The organism is Nannocystis sp., from assembly GCF_016714285.1.
Lineage (GTDB): Bacteria > Myxococcota_A > Polyangia > Nannocystales > Nannocystaceae > Nannocystis.
Genome location: NZ_JADJNN010000001.1, coordinates 629,286 through 649,293, shown reverse-complemented (window position 1 = coordinate 649,293; position 20,008 = coordinate 629,286). Strand labels below are relative to the sequence as shown.

General features: G+C 72.3%; 12 protein-coding genes. 7 read left to right on the top strand and 5 right to left on the bottom strand.

Annotation, left to right across the window (positions count from 1 at the left end; all coding sequences use genetic code 11):
• Positions 1-46: 46 nt before the first annotated feature.
• The 4 genes from typA to dacB form a co-directional block, all read right to left on the bottom strand.
• Positions 47-1,912, bottom strand: coding sequence for a translational GTPase TypA (gene typA, locus IPJ59_RS02670; RefSeq protein ID WP_293269607.1), 1,866 nt, complete (start codon positions 1,910-1,912; stop codon positions 47-49).
• 89 nt (positions 1,913-2,001) lie between these two features.
• A complete protein-coding gene (locus IPJ59_RS02665) occupies positions 2,002-2,352 on the bottom strand; it encodes a hypothetical protein (RefSeq protein WP_293254535.1) in 351 nt (116 codons plus the stop codon).
• A 272-nt stretch (positions 2,353-2,624) separates the two neighbouring features.
• Positions 2,625-3,665 carry a diacylglycerol/lipid kinase family protein gene (locus IPJ59_RS02660; protein WP_293254532.1) on the bottom strand — a complete coding sequence of 347 codons (1,041 nt, stop codon included), beginning with the start codon at positions 3,663-3,665 and terminating at the stop codon, positions 2,625-2,627.
• A gap of 246 nt (positions 3,666-3,911) precedes the next feature.
• Positions 3,912-5,444, bottom strand: coding sequence for a D-alanyl-D-alanine carboxypeptidase/D-alanyl-D-alanine endopeptidase (dacB, locus tag IPJ59_RS02655; protein WP_293254529.1), 1,533 nt, complete (start codon positions 5,442-5,444; stop codon positions 3,912-3,914).
• A gap of 143 nt (positions 5,445-5,587) precedes the next feature.
• Between dacB and IPJ59_RS02650 the strand changes: the two genes are divergently transcribed.
• The 4 genes from IPJ59_RS02650 to IPJ59_RS02635 are packed head-to-tail and all read left to right on the top strand — an operon-like array spanning position 5,588 to position 11,222.
• Positions 5,588-7,822 (top strand): gluzincin family metallopeptidase, encoded by a 2,235-nt coding sequence (locus IPJ59_RS02650; protein WP_293254526.1) that lies wholly within the window; start codon positions 5,588-5,590, stop codon positions 7,820-7,822.
• 16 nt (positions 7,823-7,838) lie between these two features.
• Entirely contained in the window at positions 7,839-8,438 is a 600-nt protein-coding gene (locus IPJ59_RS02645) for a hypothetical protein (RefSeq protein ID WP_293254523.1), read from the top strand.
• Entirely contained in the window at positions 8,435-9,520 is a 1,086-nt protein-coding gene (locus IPJ59_RS02640; protein WP_463673345.1) for a hypothetical protein, read from the top strand. The genes IPJ59_RS02645 and IPJ59_RS02640 overlap by 4 nt, the downstream gene beginning before the upstream one ends.
• A gap of 40 nt (positions 9,521-9,560) precedes the next feature.
• Positions 9,561-11,222, top strand: a complete 1,662-nt coding sequence (locus tag IPJ59_RS02635) for an IgGFc-binding protein (protein WP_293269606.1) — start codon at positions 9,561-9,563, stop codon at positions 11,220-11,222.
• A gap of 68 nt (positions 11,223-11,290) precedes the next feature.
• On the opposite strand, the gene IPJ59_RS02630 is transcribed toward IPJ59_RS02635, so the two are convergent.
• On the bottom strand, positions 11,291-11,905 hold the full coding sequence (locus tag IPJ59_RS02630) for a TM7S3/TM198-like domain-containing protein (RefSeq protein WP_293254517.1): 615 nt from the start codon (positions 11,903-11,905) through the stop codon (positions 11,291-11,293).
• A gap of 149 nt (positions 11,906-12,054) precedes the next feature.
• Between IPJ59_RS02630 and IPJ59_RS02625 the strand changes: the two genes are divergently transcribed.
• The 3 genes from IPJ59_RS02625 to IPJ59_RS02615 are packed head-to-tail and all read left to right on the top strand — an operon-like array spanning position 12,055 to position 19,911.
• Positions 12,055-13,167, top strand: coding sequence for an efflux RND transporter periplasmic adaptor subunit (locus IPJ59_RS02625; protein ID WP_293269605.1), 1,113 nt, complete (start codon positions 12,055-12,057; stop codon positions 13,165-13,167).
• The gene (locus IPJ59_RS02620; RefSeq protein ID WP_293269604.1) at positions 13,164-16,364 is read left to right on the top strand and encodes an efflux RND transporter permease subunit; all 3,201 of its coding nucleotides are present in this window, start codon (positions 13,164-13,166) and stop codon (positions 16,362-16,364) included. The genes IPJ59_RS02625 and IPJ59_RS02620 overlap by 4 nt, the downstream gene beginning before the upstream one ends.
• A 1-nt stretch (position 16,365) precedes the next feature.
• Positions 16,366-19,911 carry an efflux RND transporter permease subunit gene (locus IPJ59_RS02615; protein ID WP_293269603.1) on the top strand — a complete coding sequence of 1,182 codons (3,546 nt, stop codon included), beginning with the start codon at positions 16,366-16,368 and terminating at the stop codon, positions 19,909-19,911.
• Positions 19,912-20,008 lie beyond the last annotated feature (97 nt).

The following is a 20,008-nucleotide window of genomic DNA, read 5'->3' as shown; positions in this document are numbered from 1 at the left end:
TGGGCTGTGTTCAGCCGGGCCCAGCCGGACCCAGTCCCTCATCGGCTCATCCCGAGGTGGCGACGGACGCCTTGGCGTCGCGGCGGCGGGTGTTGTGGTCGAGGTTGCGCTTGCGCAGGCGCATGTTCTTCGGCGTGATCTCGAGCAGCTCGTCCTCCTCGATGTACGCGAGCGCCTGCTCGAGGCTGAAGTCCCGCGCGGGGGTGAGGAACAGCTTCTCGTCGGTGCCGGCGGCGCGCACGTTGGTGAACTTCTTGGCGGTGCAGGGGTTCACGACGAGGTCGTTGTCGCGGCTGTGCTCGCCGACGATCTGGCCGACGTAGACGGGGATGTGCTCGCCGACGAAGAGGACGCCGCGGTCCTGCAGGCGGGCCAGCGAGTAGCTCGAGGTCTCGCCGGTCTCGAGCGCGACCAGCACGCCGCGCGGGCGCGACTTGAGCGGGCCCTGGTAGGCGCCGTAGCCGGCGAAGGTGGTGGCCATGATGCCGGTGCCGCGGGTGTCGGTCATCATCTCGCTGCGGTAGCCGATCAGGCTGCGCGTCGGGATCTTGAACTCGAGGCGGGTGCGGCCGGTGCCGGCGCTGTCCATCACCCGCAGCTCGCCCATGCGCTGCGAGAGCTTGTCGATCACGGCGCCGCTGTACTCGGTGTCGCACTGCAGGACGAGGTTCTCGTAGGGCTCGCTGACCTCGCCGTTCTCGTCGCGGCGGAAGATGACGCGCGGGCGGGACACGCACAGCTCGTAGCCCTCGCGGCGCATGGTCTCGATGAGGACGCTGAGGTGGAGCTCGCCGCGGCCGGCGACCTCGAACTCCTCGGCGTACTCGGTAGCCGAGACGCGGAGGGCGACGTTCGAGCGGATCTCACGCTCCAGGCGCTCGGCGAGCTTGCGCGAGGTGACGTACTTGCCCTCGCGTCCGGCGAAGGGGCCGTCGTTGACGCGAAAGCGCATGGTCATCGTCGGCGGGTCGACGTCGAGGCGGGGGAAGATGGTGCGGGCGGCCGGGTCCTCGGTGGTGATGCTGTCGCCGACCTCGAGGGTCTCCATGCCGGACAGGGCGACGATGTCGCCGGCCTGGGCCGACTCGCGCTCGAAGCGACGCAGGCCCTGGAAGCCGAGCAGCTTGCGGACGCGGAACACCTCGACCGAGGGCGGGGCGCCGACCTTCTCGCGCCGCGGCGGGCGGACCAGGGCGACGCGCTCGCCGACCTTGATCTCGCCGCTCTGGAGGCGGCCGATCGCCACGTAGCCGAGGAAGGAGTCGTAGTCGAGGGTCGAGACCCACATCGCCAGGGCGCCGTCGCTGATCTCCGGGCCCGGGGCGCGCTCGACGATGAAGTCGAGGATCTTGGTCATGTCGCCGCGCTCGTCCTCGGGGTTCACCATCGCGTAGCGCTCGCGGGCGCTGCAGAAGATGACCGGGAAGTCGAGCTGGTCGTCGGTGGCGCCGGGGATGCTGGCGAGCAGGTCGAAGGTGTCGTCGACGGTCTTGTGCGGCTCGGAGCCGGGGCGGTCGATCTTGTTGACGACGAGCAGGATCTTGAGGCCGCGGGCGATCGCCTTCTCGGTGACGAAGCGGGTCTGCGGCATCGGCCCCTCGAAGGCGTCGACGACCAGCAGGACCGCGTCGACCATGTTGAGCACGCGCTCGACCTCGCCGCCGAAGTCGGCGTGCCCGGGGGTGTCGACCAGGTTGATGCGGACGCCCTTGTAGCTGAGGCTGGTCGGCTTGCTGGTGATCGTGATGCCACGCTCGCGCTCGAGGTCCATGCTGTCCATGGCCCGCTCGATCTGCCCCTCGCCGCGATCGAAGGCGCCGGCGGCGGTGAGCAGGGTGTCGACGAGGGTGGTCTTGCCGTGGTCGACGTGGGCGATGATGGCGAGGTTGCGGATGTCGTTGCGGCGGGCCATGTGGACGGCGTTCTCGGGGGCCGCGCCATCTATCCCGCGGCGCGACGCTTAGGCAAGCGGCGCGGCGTGACTTCGCGGCCGCGGTGATGTCAACGAAGCTCGTGTGCGGCGCCCGCAGCAGCCCAGCGGGCGCGGCGCTCGCTGATTCCGGCGTCGACGTGGGCCCGCAGGGCCGCCCAGAGGTGGGGCTCCAGCCAGGTGCGCCGGAGCTCGGGGTCGGCGGCGACGCCGAGGCCGTGGAGCCAGGCGTCGACCCTGGCTGCCGGGCGGGCGCTGGTCGGCTCGTCGTCGTCGTGCGGGGTCGGGACCGGATCGGCCGGGGGCAGCGGAGGCGCTGGTTCGGGCTGGTGTGGGGCGACCTGTGGCAGGCTGGGGTCCTCGGGATCAGGCAGCTGGCGACCAGGTCCGGGGGTGATGATCAAGCGGCGGCGGCGGATCATGGATCCAGGAAGTACCTGAACATCCGACCAGCTCATACTGGATCGAGACCCTAACCTGAACGCTTTATCAGCCCTGGATCACGCGGCAAATTCGTGTGAATCCGGGCGTATTCGCCAGATCGGGCACGTGGACGCGCCGGGCGGGCGTGCGCTCCCGAGGGCACAAGCGCGCGGCGGGCAATGCCGCGCTCGCGCTGATCGCGCCGGCCTGGCAGGGAGATCGCCTCGATTTTGCCGCGGCCGCCGGCCAACGGCTGGGCGCCCGGGGGGCCTCAGTTCGCGAGGGTGGGGATCCGCAGAGGTGGCCCGAGGGACAGCTCAAGGCGCGCGAGACCCGAGAATTGCTCGCCGTCGATGACCGGGCCGAGGAGCTCTCCGGGCTCGGCGGTGATGCGGACGCGGCGGGCGCGGTCGTCGTAGACGTTTTCCCCGACGATCGGGGTGCCGAAGAAGATGTTGGGGACGTTGCGGACCAGGCCCATCGGGGTGGTGGAGAGGGCCTGGAAGTGCAGGACGCCGCCCTCCTTGGCGTGCCGGAAGCAGCGCACGACGCCGGCGAGGTTGATGTCGATCGCGCCGATCTGCATCGACGCGAAGCTGTGGTAGGGGAGGACGCGGCCGTCGACCTCGACGCTGGCGCGGGTCGGGCGGAAGAAGTCGGCGTACTGCTCGAGCTCGTCCGGGAGGAAGCGGCGCAGCGGCGGCGCGAGGCTGTGGACCAGCGCCGAGCCAGCAGCGGCGCCGATGACCTGGGCGATGGCGAGGGCGCCGCGATCCTTGGGCAGGGCGTAGAAGCGATCGAAGAAGGCCGAGGCGGCCCCACCGAGCGCCGCGGCGAGGCCGATGCGATCGAAGCTACGATCGACGGTGCCATCGCTGGCGTCGCCGACGACGCGGCAGGTGTCGATGTCGATGGTGGCGATCGGGGCGCCGCGCTCGAGGCGGGCGACGAGGCGGCGAACGATCGAATCGGCGTCGCCCTTGAGGCCGGCCTTGCGGGCGACGAAGTCGACGGTGCCGCCGTTGGTGGGGACGATCACCGGGAGCACGGGCGCAGCGTCGGCGACGCTGCGCTCGCGGGCGACGGTGTAGAGGCTGTTGAGCACCCAGTGCAGCGTGCCGTCGCCGCCGTCGCAGACCCAGTACTTGCAGCCGGCGTCGAGCAGCTCGGCGCACACGCCGGGGAGCTCGCCCAGGCTGCGGGTCTCGCGGACGACGCCGTGACGCCCGACGGCCTGCTCGAGGCTGCGACGCCGCTGCGGGCGACGATAATTTTTCTTCGAGTTCGGATTGGTGATCACGCCGACTTGCATCGCGACACTCCGAGGGCGGCCAGACGCGCCGACGGCAGAACATACGACCAGCGGCAGCCGGCGGGCAAATAAAGCGGAGCCGATGTCACGGGCCACAAACGTCCGTGTCACTTTTCGTTCGCGGGTGTGCACTGGGCTTCGCACCGCAGCGACGATGCTCGGGCGCGCCGGCGAGGCGGCGTGCAGGCGGCGACACGGGGCGGGGGCTGCATGGTGGCGTCGGCGAGGGATCGCCAGGAGTGGTTATCACGGGCGCGCGGCGGCCTCGGCGGCGAGCATGCCGGCGATCTGGTCCTGCGCCTGCTTGGCGAGCACGGTCTTCCACTTGCTGAGGCCGCTGATGAGGATCGAGAACACGATCGGCGGCTTTCCGACCGCGCCGGCGTAGCCGCTGAGGCTCGAGATCTGCTCGAGGCTGCCGGTCTTGGCGCGCACGAAGCGGACCGCGGGGGTGTCCTGGAAGCGGTTGCGCAGGGTCCCGTCGGCGCCGGCGATCGGCAGCGAGGCGAGGTAGTCGCCGGCGACGCGGAAGTCGCGATGCATGCGGGTGAGCAGGTGGGTCAGCTGGATCGGGCTCAGGCGATTGCTGTCGTAGAGGCCGGAGCCGTTGGTCATGTGGACCTCGCCCGGCACGCCGATCTCGGTGAGCCAGGCACGCACGCGGACGAGGCCGCCGGCGTAGGTCTGGGGGGTGGCGGCGTCGAGCGTCTTGAGGATGTGCTCGGCCATGTAATTGTTGGAGAGCTTGTTGACGCTGCGGACCAGGACGCTGAGCGGCTGCGAGCGGGCGATCGCCACCCGCTCGGCGTCGGCGGGGACCGGGGCGAGGCGCGTGCTGTGCTTGCCGAGCTTGACGCCGCGCTGCGCGAGCACGAGGCGAAACACCTCGCCGGTGTACTCGGCCGGGCTGGCGACGGGGTAGCGGTACTCGGCCGGCTCGGCGTCGACGCCGATGCTGCCGCTGAGGGTGACCGTGAGGTGGTGGCTCTTCGCGTCGGGCTCGACGGCGACGTGCAGGCGGGTGCGCCCGCCGGTGACGGTCGTGGCCTTGTTGTCGAGCCGGATCGAGGGCACCGGCGGATCGACGGCGGCGAGCGCCGCCTCGCCGTCCTTCGCGCCGGGCCGCGCGAGCACGACGTAGGTGCCGTAGTTGACGCTGAGCGCCCCACCGGGCGAGCGGTAGGCGGCGAGCTCGTCCTTCTGATCGAAGCCGGGCGGGAGCTCGTCGCGGTCGAACAGGCTGGTGTCGAGGACCAGGCCGCCGCTGACCTTGTGGATGCCGAGGGCGCGTAGATCGCTGGCGAGCTGGTAGAGGTCGGCGGTGATCAGGGACGGGTCGCCGCCGCCGCGGAGGTAGAGGTCGCCGTCGACGCTGTGGCCGTGCAGGGTCTTGCGATCGACGTACACGCGGGTGACGTAGCGGTGCTCGGGGCCGAGGATCGCCAGCGCGGCGGCGGTGGTGACCAGCTTGACGTTGCTCGCGGGGTTCTGCGCGAGCTCGGCGTTGCGGGTATAGAGCGTGGCGCCGCTGCCGAGGTCGACGACGTGGACGCCGATGGTGGCGCCGGTGAGGAAGGGGGCGGCGAGGACGGCGTCGATGCGGGCCTGGAGGGTGGCGGGCTCCGTGCCCGCGGCGTCGGACGTCGCGGCCGGGGCCGTCGGGGCTGCGAGCGCCACGGCGTGGACCCACAGGCTCGAGGCGGCGGCCGGACGCGCGTCGCCTGCGATCGCGGCGACGAGGACCGCGGCGAGGGCGAGGCGAGGACGGGAGCGTGGCACCGCGGGCACGGTAGCCGCGTCGGCGACGGTGGCCAATTTTCCGATCATTGGGCTATCCTGGCCGCGTGAGGGCGCGATCGTTCACGGCACGAGGTTCGCGGCGACGCGTCGTCGGCGGGGTCGCTGCGGGTTGGATCGCCGGTTTGGCTGTGCTGGTGTCGGGGCTGGTGTCGGGGTTGGGCTCCGGGGTGGCGCGGGCGGCCGCAGACGGGCCGGACGCGCTGGCGGGCCTGGCCGTGGCGCAGGAGCGGGTGGCGCCGCTGGTCGGGATGGGCCCGGAGATCCGGCAGCGCAGCTTCACCCTGCACGGGATCCCGCTGCGACGGGCCCACGCGACGGTGGTCGGCGCGCAGGTGCTGCGCGAACAGCTGCCCGCGGAGGCGCCAGAGCTGCTGCCGCACCAGGCCGTGGTGTCCGCGACCGACGCGGTCGCGCGGGCCCGGGCGCACGTAGCGAGCGGGCTCACGAGTCCGGCGATCGCCAAGGGCGAGGGCACGCTGGTCTACCTGATCATCCTCGGCGTGCCGGTGCTGGCGTACGAGGTGGACATGGCGCTGTCGCTCGACGGGATCGGTCCGGATGGCCCGCTGCCGAGCAAGAAGACGGTCTGGATCTCGGCGAACAGCGGCATCGTGCTCGCCGAGTGGGAGCACGTGCGGGCCTCGAAGGCGCGGGTGTTCCGGACCAATCCCGCCATCACACCGGACCCGATCGTGGTCGGCCTCTCGGGCGTGCACGCGCAGGGCGCCGGGGAGCCGCTGGTCGGCGATCGGGTGCAATCCTACAACTGCACGCTCGTGGAGCAGGACCCGGCGACGCTGCCCAAATGGTGGAAGGAGGGCAAGTGCTACCCGGTGCACAAGGCGCTGTCGAACGCGGACGGCGACTTCTTCCCGCCGTTGCCGGACATCATCCTGCCCGAGGACAACGCCGACGACGAGGATCAGTACGCCGAGCTGTCGATGTACTGGAACGCGGAGCGCTTCTTCGACAAGATGGCGGCGCTGGGGGTGACGGCGTTTCCGTGCGAGCTGTCGACGATGCTCGCCAACTATCGCAGCCCGACGCTGTCGCCCTCGTACCCGGACCTCGACTATACGCCGCTCAACAACGCCTACTGGACCGGGACCTGCGACCCGGACGAGGGCGCGTCGATGATCTTCGGGCAGGGATCGGCGGTCGACTTCGGCTTCGACGGCGACGTGGTCTACCACGAGCTGGGGCACGGGATGGTCTCGGTGCTGACGCCCACGGGGCTCGGCGACATCACGCTGCGGCACGACGCGGTGCTGGTCGACGCGGGCGGGATGAACGAGGCGATCGCCGACTACTTCTCGGTGATGCTCAGCAACGAGCCGGAGCTCGGCGACTATGTGGCCCGCTTCTGGCCCGGCTACGGCAGCTCGATCCGCAGCGCCGAGAACGAGAAGACCTGCCCCGACGACACGGTCGGGCAGGTGCACAACGACGGCGAGCCGTTCATGGCGGCGATGTGGGCGACCCGCAAGCGGGTGGGCCACGAGAAGCTCGACCCCCTGTTGCTCAAGCTGTTGACGCTGCTCCCGCCCGACGCCGACCTCGAGACCGCGAGCGGGACGCTGCTCGAGCTGGCCGAGGCCGAGGGCTGGACGGCGACCGAGCTCGGGCACCTGAGCCGGGCCTTCGCGGCGCGCGGCCTGTTCGACTGTCCGCGCATCATCACCGATCCGGAGCGCGTGAGCGCCGGGCGCACCATGCACCTCCGGCCCAAGGGCGCCGCGGTCACGCCCTTCCTGCCGGGGCCGATGCAGCTGCGCCACCAGGTGCCCGAGGGCAGCGACAACGTGGTGGTCAAGTTCAAGTCGGGCGCCGACGACGTGGCGCCCGGCAACCCGTCGGGGATCGTGGTGCTGCTCAAGCGCGCCGACGAGCCGATGGAGTTCACGTACACGCTGACGGCGCTCGACAAGAACCCGGACGGCGGCAGCAAGTCGTCGGTGCGCGAGGTGACGTCGGTGGAGGGCGACTGGGACCACCTGCTGGTCGCCTCGCTGCTCGGGACCAACGACAACCAGCTGGTGCTCCGCGGGTTTCGCCCGGGGGAGGTCGTGCACGTGACGCTGGCGAGCCTGCGCTCGGACGACTCGGCGGCGTCGAGCGTGCTCGTGCAGAGCCTGCCGACCGAGTTCCTCGATGACGGTCACGTGCACGTCGACGCCGACCTCGGGGAGTCGGCGACCGAGACGGAGAGCGAGGCCGGGGGGTTGGTCGCGCCGGAGCAGGCGATCGGCGAGGCGGCGGCGAGCTGCGCCTGTCGCGGCGAGGCGAGCGGCGCGGGTTGGCTGGCGCCACTGGGCCTGTTGGGCCTGCTGGGCCTGCGCCGGCGGAGACGCGGGTGAGCAGGCGAGGCCGAGTGTGAGCTGGACCGTCCGTCTGTTCCGCAGCGCGAGCGGCATCCTGATCGCGCTGGCGATGATCCTGCCGTTCACCGGCGGGTCGCTCGCGACCATGGTGGTCGCGCCGCTGCGCAAGATCAGCATGCTGCAGACGTGGAGCATGTACGCGCCGGATCCGGTGCGGGCGCACAGCTACCTCAGCCTGCGCGCCGAGCTGGCCGACGGCAGCGTCGTGCCCCTGGCCGAGGCGATCCAGGCCGACACCGGGTGGACGCAGGTCCTCGACTGGCAGAAGCGGCGCGAGGACATCTGGCGGGTGATCGTGGTCGGGGAGAAGCAGCAGATCCACCGCACCTGGTACCTGCGCGCGGTGTGTGTGCGCGAGGACCGGGCCCGCGGCGAGCCGCCGCGTCGCATCATCGCCGAGCGGGTCCGTCGCGGCCTCACCAACCCGGCGGCCGTACTCGCGGGCAAGCCGGGGCTCGGCATCGTGTCGCGCAGCGAGCTGCAGACGCTGCGCTGCGACGAGTGGAGCGCGCGGGCGATGATCGCGGCCGACCGGGCGCGCCGCGGGCTGGCGCCGCCGCCGACGCCGCCGCGCAGGGGGGGCGCGCGGTGAACATGTCCGTAGGGACAGGTGGCGGAGGACAGGGCGATCTGTCCGTGGGGACAGGTGGCGGAGGACAGGATGATCTGTCCGCGGGGACAGGTGGCGGAGGACATAACGATCTGTCCGCGGGGACAGGTGCGGCCGGGCCCGATCGACGCGGGCGGATCGCCCGCTTCCTCGACGCGGCGCTGGCCGGCGACGAGGCCCCGACGGCGCTGGGGCTGTGTCGGATCGCGCTGGTCAGCGTGTTCACGCTGAGCCTGTGCAGCCACATCGGGGCGATCGAGGAGTACTTCTCGGCGGCCGCGACGCTCGGGGGGGACTTCGCGCGGCAGGCGTTTCACAGCCGGCTGTCGCTGTTCCTGTGGTTCGACGAGCCGTGGCAGGTGCGGCTGATCTTCGGGCTCGGGGTGGTGGCGCACCTGCTGTGGCTGGTCGGGCTCTACACGCGCCCGGCGGCGCTGGTGAGCTTCGTGGTGTGGGCCAGCCTGGTCGGCCGCAACCCGCTGCTGTACGCGATGCCGGACCAGCTGCACACCTGCCTGCTGCTGTGGCTGGCGCTGACGCCGAGCGGGCGCGGGCTCAGCCTGGACGCGCGCTGGCGCGGCAAGGGCGGGCCGGTGCCGGTGTGGTGTCGCCGGGTGCTGCAGCTGCAGGTCGCGGTGATGTACACGACGACCGGGCTGCTCAAGTCGGGGCCGACGTGGAAGGCGGACGGCACGGCGATCTACTACTCGCTGGTCAACCCCTACAACCGCCACGTCGACATCACGGGGCTGCTGGCGCAGCTGCAGCCGTATGTGCTGCGGCCCTTGACGTGGTTCGTGCTGGTGTGGGAGGTCGCGTTCGCGGGGATGGTCGGGCTGCTGTGGCTGCGCGAGGGCAGCGGGCGGCGCGTGTTCCCCGACCTGCGCCGCTTCTGGCTCGGCTTCGGGGTCCTCATGCACGCGTCGATCGGGGCCCTGATGTACGTCGTGTGGTTCACGCCGCTGGTGCTGGCGGCGTACACGGCGTTTCTGCGACCGGACGAAGCCGGGCGGGTCGTGGGTCGGGTCGCGGGGCGATTGCGTGCGCGCCTCCGAAGGCGCTGAGGGCTCGCGTGGGTCGCGGCGATCGTGCTAGCGATCGAGCATGCGACTGGCCTCTTCGGCGACGATCCTCGCGCTCCTGACGGCTGCCTGCGGCAGCGGCGGCGGCGACCATGACGACAGCGCCGCGATGACGGCGACCGGTCTGGCGACGGTGTCGGCGACGAACCCGACGATCCCGACGAGCACCAGTGCGAGCACCAGCGGCGCGAGCGAGGGCGAGTCGGCGCCGACCACCGGCGCGGTGGCGGCGAGCAGCGATGGCGGCGAGCTCAAGCTGGATGTCGGCCAGGCCGGCGACTTCGGCGGCGGTGACACGGACGGGATGATGCTGCCGCTGACCTGCGCCAACATCGCGATGCAGCCGGCGACCAGCGTGGGCTGCGAGTTCTGGGCGGTCGACCTGCCGATGCTGGCGAGCAACGAGCTGGCCTTCGGGATCAGCGTCGGCAACCCGACGCTGGAGTTGGCGACGGTGACGATCGAGGACATGCGGGGCCCGGGCGATACGCTGCGCGAGGTGACGACGCTGATGCTGGCGCCCAAGCAGAGCCAGCTGGTGATGGTCAACGGGAGCGGCGGGATCTTGCCGGGCGACAACGCGGTGGCGGCGGTGGGGCTGACGGCGCGGGGGGCCTTCCGCGTGCGCTCGGACGTGCCGATCACGGCGATGCAAATAAACCCGGTCGGCGGCGGACCGTCGCACGTGGCCGAGGCGAGCCTGCTGCTGCCGACGCAGGCGCTCGGCAGCTCGTACTTCGCGCTCGGCTACCCGACCGACTTCGGCGCGTGGGTGGTGGCGGTGGCGCTGACCGACGGCACGCAGGTGACGACGAAGGACCAGGACGTGATGCTCGACGCGTTCGACACCTGGGCGTTCCAGCCGGGCAAGGACGGCAGCGGCTACTTCGTCGGCGCCGACCAGCCGATCGCGCTGTTCTCGGGGGACAGCTGTGTGCTCATCCCGGGCGACCCGTGGTACGCGTGCGACCACCTCGAGGAGCAGGTGATCCCGGCGGCGGCGTGGGGCACTCACTACGTCGGCGCGCGCCACCCCCAGCGGGTGCCGAGCCTGAACCCGTCGCTCGAGGAGGTGCGCTGGCGCCTGTTCGGCGGGGTCGACGGGACGACGGTGACGCTGCAACCACCGCAGCCGAACGTGGGCGGCCAGGTGCTGCTGGCGAAGGCCGGGGACGTGGTGGAGTTCGGGAGCAGCGAGAGCTTCGTCGCCAGCGGCGACCAACCCTTCATGCTCGTGCAGTACATGAGCGGCTGTTACAACGTGATCAAGACGACCGGTCAGCCGCAGATGTGCGACCAGGGGCCGACCGGAGACCCGTACATGCTGCAGGTGCCGCCGGTCGAGCAGTGGCTGCTCGAGATCCCGTTCCTGACCGACACGTCGTACCCGCGAGACTTCGTGATCATCGCCCGCGAGGTCGGGACCACGGTGACGGTGGCGTGCCTCGGCGAGGTGCCGGCGGACCACTTCACCGCGGTGACGGGGACCAACTACGAGGTCGGCTACGTGGAGCTGGATGATGCGAGCGGGGAGGGCGACTGCGTCGACGGGGCGCAGCTCATCACGGCGGACAAGCCGATCGGCGTGATGGTGGCGGGGCTCGACTGGGCGACCTCGTACGCGTATCCGGCGGGGCTCAACTTCAAGGCGCTGTGGCAGCCGCCGGTGATGCCTCCGGGGTGACGCGCGGGCGCATAGGCTGTCCGCAGGGACATGTCCTCACGAACAGGAATGAGGCCGCAGGCCAGGGATCAGCTGCGGCGCTGGACGAGCACGCCGAGCAGGACGAGCGAGCCGACGGCGCCGAGCTGCCAGGCGAGCGAGGGTCCCGCCGCTGGCCAGCTCCACAGGTCGAGCGAGCCGAGCGACCAGGCCGCGGGCCCGTGGGTGAGCGCGACGGCGCTGCGGACGACGAGGGCCGCGCCGGTGACCGAGGTGGCGAGGATCAGCGCCCCGCGCTCGGTGGCCACCGCCATGCTGCCGCCGATGAGCGCCGCGATGAGCAGGACGGGGTCGCTGACGCCGGTGCCGAGGCCGGTGCCGATGAGCTCGCCGACGACCGCACCGGCGAGCGCGCCGAGCACAAAGATGCCGACGCGATGAAAGGCCAGCACCGCGCCGAAGCCGAACAGGCCGGCGCCCGCCTGCATCAAGAGGCGCGGCAGATCCTGGCCGGGGAAGCGGTGCTCGGCGAAGCTGGCCCCGAGGGTGGCGGTGAACACCAGGCCGTAGAGGCCGAGCAGGCCGACCCAGCAGCGGTAGCCGGCGACGATGTGGACCAGTCCGAGGACCAGCGTGAGGGCGGGGGAGGTGCCCAGCAGATCGCCGAGCGCCACGCTGAAGATATTGCCGTGGAGCGGCGGCATGATGGTGACCGTACTGCCGGTCGGCCGTGGGGCCAAGAAAGCGGAGCGCGGGGCGGGCGTGGGGGCGGGTGGCCGCGGGCGGCGGGAGCGTGATAAGGATGGCGGGCCGAAAACCTGGCGCGGTCGCGCGGGGTCCGAGGCGGGATCGCATGGGCCAGGGCAACGACACAGCGAGGTGGGGTCGGCGGTGGCTGCTGTTGGCGGCGCTGCTGGTCCCGGCGTGTGGCGGTGAGGCCGGGGCGAACGGCAAGGGGGACGGCAAGGGCAAGCCGGCGGAGCCCCTGGCGGTGGCGGTGACGGCGATCGCCCCGGCGGAGATCGATCGCTATTACCGGACCTCGGGGACGCTGCGGGCGCTGCGATCGGCGGAGCTGGTCGCGCTGCAGCCGGGGGTGGTGCTCGAGCTGCGGGCCGAGGAGGGGGACCGGGTCAAGGCCGGGGACACGCTGGTGCGGCTCGATGGCCGCGGGTTCAAGCTGCAGGCCGCGCGCGACGCGTTGACGGCGAAGAACGCGTCGCAGGAGCTGCGCCGGCTCGAGCAGATCGCGGACAACCTGCCGCGCGAGGAGCTCGACAAGCAGCGCTACGCGCTGGAGAACGCGCTGGCGAGCGCCCAGGTGTCGCGGCATCAGGCCAACCAGACGATCGTGGTGGCGCCGTTCGACGGGACGATCACGCGGCGGGCGATCGACGTCGGCAACCTGGCGACCGCCTCGACGCCGCTGTACAGCCTCGCGGATCTCAGCGTCCTCGACGTCGAGCTGCACGTGCCGGAGCGCGAGGCGAGCGCGGTGCAGGCGGGCGCACCGGCGACGCTGGAGCTGCAGGACGGGACCCGCTTCGCGGCGGCGGTCGAGCGGCGCTCGCCGGTGGTCGACCCGCTGACGGGGACGGTGAAGTTCACGGTGCGGGCGCGCGAGTACCCGGCGGGTGCGGTGCCGGGGGCCTTCGTGCGGGCCGAGCTGCGGGTCGAGCGGCGCTCCGCGGCGCCGAGTCTGCCGCGCACGGCGGTGTTCGAGCTCGAGGGCGTGCCGCACGTGTACGTGATCGAGGACGGGCGGGCGCGGCGAAGGCCGGTCGAGCTCGGGCTCGTCGGTGAGACACAGGCGGAGCTGCGCGGCGGGCTCGATCCGGAGGCGGTGGTGGTCGCGGACGCGGGCGACGGGGTCACCGAGGGGATGCCGGTGAAGGTCGCGGCGCCTGTCCCGAAGGACAGCGAGGCGACGAAGGCGGCGGGCAAGGGCGGAGCGGGCGCTCCGTGAGCGAGGGCGGGCTGGTGTCCGGGGCGGTGCGTCGCCCGGTCACGACGACGATGGTGATGGTGGCGATCGTGGTGTTCGGGCTGGTCGCGCTGACGCGGCTGCCGGTCGCGCTGCTGCCGGACCTGAGCTACCCGAGCGTGACGATCCGCAGCGAGTACGTCGACGCGGCGCCGAGCGAGGTGGAGGAGCTGATCACGCGGCCGGTGGAGGAGCTGGTCGGCGCGGTGCCGGGGGTGGTGCGGGTCGAGAGCGTGTCGCGCGAGGGGCTCAGCGAGGTGGTGCTGGACTTCGGCTGGGGCACGGACATCGACCGCAGCCTCGACGACGTGCGCGAGAAGCTCGACCGCGCGGTGCTGCCGATCGGGGCGCTGCGGCCGGTGGTGCTGCGCTACGACCCGGCGCAGGAGCCGATCTTGCGGCTGGCGCTGGTCGGCGGGCCGGGGGCTCGCGGGGCCGAGCTGTATGAGCACGCGGAGCGGCTGGTCCAGCGGGCGCTGGAGAAGCTGCCGGGGGTCGCGGCGGTGCAGCTGCACGGCGGCGACAAGGAGGAGGTGCGGGTCGAGCTCGACCCGGCGCGGCTGGCCGCGCATGCGCTGACGGCCGACGAGGTGGCGCAGGCGATCCGCCGCGACAACGTCAACCGACCGGGCGGGGCGCTGACGGATCAACGCAGCCGCTACCTCGTGCGCACGGTCCACGAGGCGCGCACACCGGAGGCGCTGCGCGAGGTGATCGTGCGCAGCCGGGCGGGCGCGGAGCTGCGGCTCGGGGAGGTCGCGCGGGTGAGCCGGGCGCCGCTCGAGCGCAGTGAACTGTCGCGGGTGGCGGGGCGTGAGGCGGTCGAGCTGGCGGTCTATCGCGAGGGCGACGCGAACACGGTCGCGGTCGCCAACGAGGTGCTGGCGGGGCTGCCGTCGCTGCGGCTGATGCCGGGCGAGTCGGTCGAGGTGCTGAGCAACCAGAGCAGCTTCATCGAGTCGGCGATCGCCGAGGTGCAGGCGAACACGCTGCTCGGCGGGTTGCTGGCGGTGCTGGTGCTGCTGTTCTTCCTGCGCGACCTGCGGGCGACGGCGGTGATCGCGGTGTCGATCCCGATCTCGCTGCTGGCGACCTTCGTGCCGCTGCAGCTGCTCGGGGTGTCGCTGAACCTGATGAGCCTCGGCGGGCTGGCGCTCGGGGTCGGGATGCTGGTCGACAACAGCATCGTCGTGCTCGAGTCGATCGCCCGCGTGCGCGAGCGTGAGGTGGGCGCGGGCCTGGCGGCGACGGCGGTGCGCGGGACGGTCGAGGTCGCGGCGTCGGTGGTCGCGTCGACCTTGACCACGGTGGCGGTGTTCCTGCCGATGGCCTTCGTCGAGGGCGTGGCGGGGCATCTGGTCCGCGACCTCAGCTACGCGGTGTCGTTTAGCATCCTGTCGTCGATGGTCGTGAGCCTCACGCTGGTACCGGTGCTCCAGAGCCTCGGCGGCGCGGGGGAGGTGGAGGCGAAAGCGTCGCCGCGGGGGCGGCTGGCGGGGCTCGTCGGGCTGCTGGCGATCGTGCCGGCGCTGCTGGCGGGGCTCGTGGGGCTGGTGATGCGCGGGCTCGGGCGGGTGCTGTCGCTGGTGGCGTGGCCGCTGACGATGCTCTACGCGGGGGTCGAGCGGCTGTATCCGGCGCTGCTGCGGGTCGCGTTGAAGGTGCGGGTGCCGGTGCTGCTGGCGGCGCTGGGGCTGTGTGTCGGCAGCGTGGAGCTGGCGCGCGGGCTCGGGCGCACGCTGCTGCCGGAGCTGCAGCAGGGCGAGTTCTTCGTCCAGCTGGCGCTGCCGCAGGGCAGCGCGCTCGACCGTTCGGCGGCGCTGGCGGGGGCGTTGGCGGAGGCGGTGAAGGGCGACGCGCGGGTGGCCCAGGTGTTCGCGCGGGTCGGCAGCATGACGGCGGGGGACAGCGCGACGGGGACGATCGAGGGGACTCACCTGGCTCAGGTCAACGTGCGTCTGCAGGCGCTGCCGCCGGAGCAGGGGGCCGTGGCCGAGGCGGAGCTGTTCACGCGGATGCAGGCGGCGCTGCGCGAGCCCGAGGCGTCGGCGCGGCTCGGGCGGCCGGCGTTGTTCTCGTTCGATGCGCCGATCGAGGTGCAGGTGTTCAGCGATGAGCCGGCGCGGGCGGTGGCCCACGCGCGCCGCCTGCTGCCCGATCTGCGGGCGATCGCGGGGCTGGCGGACGTCGTGCCGGATGACCTCGCGGGGCGGCCGGAGGTGCGCGTCGACTTTGATCGTGAGCGCCTGAGCCGGCTCGGGCTGGCGGTCGACACGGCGGCGCTGGCGGTGCAGCGGGCGATCCAGGGCGAGGTCGCGACCAAGATGCACGCGGCGGATCGCCAGCTCGACGTGCGCGTGCAGCTGCCCCGGGTCGACCGCACGCGGGTCGAGGATGTCGGGCGGGTGCAGGTCGCGGTGCAGGGCGGGGTGCCGGTGCTGCTGTCGGCGGTGGCCGAGCTGACGCCGGCGATCGGGCCGGCGGAGATCCGGCACATCGAGGGGCGCCGCGGGCTGCGGATCCGGGCCCGGCTGGCGGGCGCGGACCTCGGGCGGGTGGCGGCGGAGGTGCAGGCGGTGCTCGATCGCCACGCGACCGACGACCCGCGGGTCCAGGCGGCGGTCGGCGGTCAGGCGAGCGAGATGGGGGCGTCGCTCGACAGCCTGCTGTTCGCGGCGGTCATCGCGGTGTTCCTGATCTACGTGGTGATGGCGTCGAGCTTCGAGAGCCTGCACCACCCGCTGCTGATCATGGGCACGGTCCCGCTGGCGCTGATCGGGGTCAGCGCGGCCTGCGTGCTGACCGGGACGCCGATCTCGGCGATGGTGGGGATCGGGGCGATCATCCTCGGGGGCATCGTGGTCAACAACGCGATCGTGCTGGTGAACACGGTCAACTACGCGCGCGGGCAGGGCATGGCGGTCGACGAGGCGCTGATCCACGCGGGCCGCCTGCGCCTGCGGCCGATCGTGATGACGACGGCGACGACGGTGCTGGGCCTGTTGCCGATGGCGATCGGGCTCGGCGACGGGGCGGCGCTGCGTCAGCCGCTGGCGATCGCGGTGATCGGCGGGCTCGTGGCCTCGACGGCGTTGACCCTGGTGGTGATCCCGTGCGCCTACAGCCTGGTGCCGGGGCGCCGACGGGCGGCCTGGGCGGCGCTGACGGGGGAGGGCTGACATGGTCGACACTCGCGTGGACGATGCGGCCAGCCGGGCGGACATGGCCCAGGAGACAGGTCCGGAGATCGACCGTATTGCGAAGGACGCGGCCATGCGGGGTGACATGGCCCAGGAGACAGGTCCCGAGAGCCAGGTCGGCGGCGGGCCGCGGGTGGCGGCGCGGCGCTCGGGGCTGTCGGATCTGGCGCTCGACCGGCCGGTGATGGTCGGGATGATCTTGCTGGCGATCTTCGTGCTCGGGGCGATCGCGGTGCGGGCGCTGCCGCTGGCGTTCTTGCCGGACTCGGGATCGGCGCGGGTGAGCGTGCGCATCGACCTGGCGCGCACCAGCCCGGAGCTGGTCGAGCGCGAGGTGATCCGCCCGGTCGAGGCGCAGATGGCCGGGCTGCGCGGGCTGCAGAAGATCCAGGTCGGCAGCGGCGGCTGGGGCGTGCGCTTCAACCTCGAGTTCGGCGGCGGCACCGACATCGACGCGCGCAAGGCGGAGATCCGCGAGCGCCTCGATCGCATCCGGGCGAGCCTGCCCGACACGATCAGCCGCATCACGATGGACTCGTGGGGCCGCTCGGACGACGCGGTGCTCGAGCTGCGCCTGGCCAGCGCGAGCGGGCTGACCCGCGACTACGACCTGATCGAGCGGCTCATCATCCGCCCGATCGAGCGCATCCCGGGGGTGTCGCGGGTCGAGCTCGAGGGGGCCACGCCGCGCGAGCTCGAGGTGGCGCTGGACCTCGAGGCGGTGCAGCGGGCGGGGGCCGACCTCGGACAGATCAGCGCGGTGCTCCGCGGGGCCCGGCAAGGGCGATCGCTGGGGGTGCTGCGTCAGGAGGAGATCAATCCGGGGGTGCGCAGCCCGGCGGTGCCGGCCGACCCGGAGGCCTTCGCGGCGCTGCCGGTGCCGCGACGCGCGGGGCTCGGCAGCAACGGAGCTCGCGGGCCGCCGACGGGGCTGTCCTCCGGGACAGGTGGCACGCGGAGCACGGGGATGGCGGCGCCGTCGGCGAGCAACCTGTCGGCGGCCGCGATGGCGCCGCGCTCGGCGTCGACGCTGGGCTCGGCGGCGAGCGGCGGGAGCACGACCACGGCGAACACGGCGAACACGGCGAACTCGCCAGCCGCGGCGGCGAGTCCCGTGACGGCGAACGGGGTGGCGGCGGCGCGGCTCGGCGAGGTCGCGGAGGTGGCGATCCATCCCCGCGAGAACCGCAACTTTCGCCGGCTCGACGGGCAGCTCGGGGTCGACCTCGACATCTTCGCGGAGGCGGGGGCGAGCCCGGTGGTGGTCGCGGCGGCGGTGCGCAAGGTGATCGCGGAGCTGCAGCAGAGCCCGCGGATCGGCGACCTGCAGGTGATCGTGTTCCAGGACCAGGGCGAGGTGATCCTGAAGACGCTGGCCGACCTGCGCGACACCGGGATCTACGGCGGGCTGCTCGGCGTGGTGGTGCTGTACCTGTTCCTGCGCCGCGCCGGGACCACGTTGGTGGCGGCGCTGTGCATCCCGCTGACGCTGCTGGCGACCTGCGGGGTGCTGCTGCTGCGCGGGGAGGAGCTCAACTGCATCGTGTTGCTCGGGCTGGTGCTCGGGGTCGGGATGCTGGTCGACAACGCGGTGGTGATCGTCGAGGCGATCGAGCACCACGCGGGCCGCGGTGTGCCGGCGATGCAGGCGATCCGCCAGGGCGGGCGCGACGTGAGCCTGGCGACCGTGGCGTCGACGCTGTCGAGCGTGATCGTGTTCCTGCCGCTGGTGTTCGGCGACCCGTCGGACCCGATGAGCGCGATGCTCGGGCCGCTGGGGCTGACCTTCGCGATCGTGCTGCTGTGCAGCCTGTTCATCAGCCAGACCCTGGTGCCGCTGCTGATGCCGGCGGTGCTGAAGCTGCAGGGGACCAGGCCGCGGGCGACACCGTGGATGGATCGGGTGGGCGGTGGTTATCGCTGGCTGATCGCCCGGACCCTGCGCCACCGCGGGCTGACGCTGCTGGTCAGCCTGTTGCTGGCCGCGAGCGCGTACTACCCGGCGCGGGCGCTGCACTTCAACCTGGGCGAGCTGCAGCCGCGGCCGGAGGCGCTGGAGATCGGGCTGCAGTTCGTCGGCAGCCCGGGCTACAAGGAGATCGGGGCCAAGGTCGAGGTGATCGAGGCGAGCCTGCTGGCCCAGGCCGCGGCGCTCGGCATCGCCCACGTCAGCTGCCGCTACAGCGACTTCTGGGCCCGCTGCAGCGCGCACCCGATCGTGCGGGCGGAGTCGGAGGCGGCGGTCGAGGCGTTCACGGAGCGGGTCACGCGGGCGCTGCCGGAGCAGGCGGGGGTGCGCTACCTGGTCGGGGAGAACGCGCAGAGCCAGTGGCGCGGGAGCGGCGACCGCCGCGAGGTCGAGCTGGCGATCAAGGGCGAGGACATGGGGGTGCTGATGGAGCTCGGCGAGCAGGCGGCGGAGCACCTGCGCAAGACCCTGCCCCGCGGCGACGGCGACCACGTCGAGGCGGGCGGCTACGACGCGGTGATCGGTCCCTACGACGAGGGCTCGCGCGAGCTGCATGTGCGCCTCGACAGCGCGGCGATCCATCGCCACGGGTTGCGCGCGGACGAGGTGGCGCGGCTGATCCAGACCGCGTTCCAGGGGCTGCCGCTCGGGCAGGTGCGCGGGCCCGAGGGGGAGATCGAGCTGCGCCTGTCGGCCGATGGCGGCAAGTCGGCCGCGGGCGGCGAGGATGGGCCGAGCCTGGCTGACCTGCGTGACCTCAAGATCCCGGTGACCACGGCGGCGGGTCCGGGCGAGGTGGCGGTCGGCTCGCTCGCCAGCTTCGAGCGCACCCGCAGCCCGTTCTTCGTGCAGCGGGTCGACCGCGAGACGCAGGTCAAGGTGAAGGTCCGCTTCTTCACCGCAAACCCCGAGAAGAACAAGCAGATCGTGAAGGACGCGATGATCGGCTTCGCGTTCCCGCCGGGCTACAGCAGCGGCGACTGGGCGCGCTGGAGCGGGCGCAGCAGCACGGTCGGCGAGACGGTGATCAACCTCGGGCTGTGCCTGCTGCTGGTGTACGCGGTGATGGCGTCGCTGTTCGAGAGCTTCCTGCAGCCGTTTGCGATCCTGGTGACCTGCCTGCTGGGCTGCCTGGGGGCGCCGTGGCTGATGTGGTGGACCGGGACGACGGTCGACACGACTGCGATGGTGGGGCTCTTCATCCTGGTGGGGATCGTGGTCAACAACGGGATCATGCTGATCGACCGCACCCTGCAGCTGCGCGGCACCGGGGTGCCGCGCGACGAGGCGCTGGCGCTGGCCGGCCGCGATCGGCTGCGGCCGATCTTGATGACGGCCGGGACCACCGTGCTTGGCCTGCTGCCGATGCTGATCCACCACCCGACCCTGGCGGGGGTCTACTACCACGCGATCGCGCTGGTCATCGCCGGCGGCCTGGTCACCAGCACGATCGTCACCCTGGTGTTCCTGCCGGCGACCTACAGCCTGCTGGAGGACATCGCGGGGGCGAGCCTGGACCGCTGGCGCTGGGCGTTTCGCCTGGGCCTGAGGAAGTAGGGCAAGTCGGTGCGAGACGAGCCGCCCAGGGCACGGAAGTAGGTGCGAGAAGGTAGGGCGAGGGCGCAGACTTCTGCGCGGGGGGCTCCCGCTGGGC

Coding starts and splice junctions, on each gene's coding strand:
- typA (WP_293269607.1), bottom strand. CDS start 1,912: ATGGCCCGCCGCAACGACATCCGCAACCTCGCCATCATCGCCCACGTC.
- IPJ59_RS02665 (WP_293254535.1), bottom strand. CDS start 2,352: ATGATCCGCCGCCGCCGCTTGATCATCACCCCCGGACCTGGTCGCCAG.
- IPJ59_RS02660 (WP_293254532.1), bottom strand. CDS start 3,665: ATGCAAGTCGGCGTGATCACCAATCCGAACTCGAAGAAAAATTATCGT.
- IPJ59_RS02635 (WP_293269606.1), top strand. CDS start 9,561: ATGCGACTGGCCTCTTCGGCGACGATCCTCGCGCTCCTGACGGCTGCC.
- IPJ59_RS02630 (WP_293254517.1), bottom strand. CDS start 11,905: ATGCCGCCGCTCCACGGCAATATCTTCAGCGTGGCGCTCGGCGATCTG.
- IPJ59_RS02625 (WP_293269605.1), top strand. CDS start 12,055: ATGGGCCAGGGCAACGACACAGCGAGGTGGGGTCGGCGGTGGCTGCTG.
- IPJ59_RS02615 (WP_293269603.1), top strand. CDS start 16,366: ATGGTCGACACTCGCGTGGACGATGCGGCCAGCCGGGCGGACATGGCC.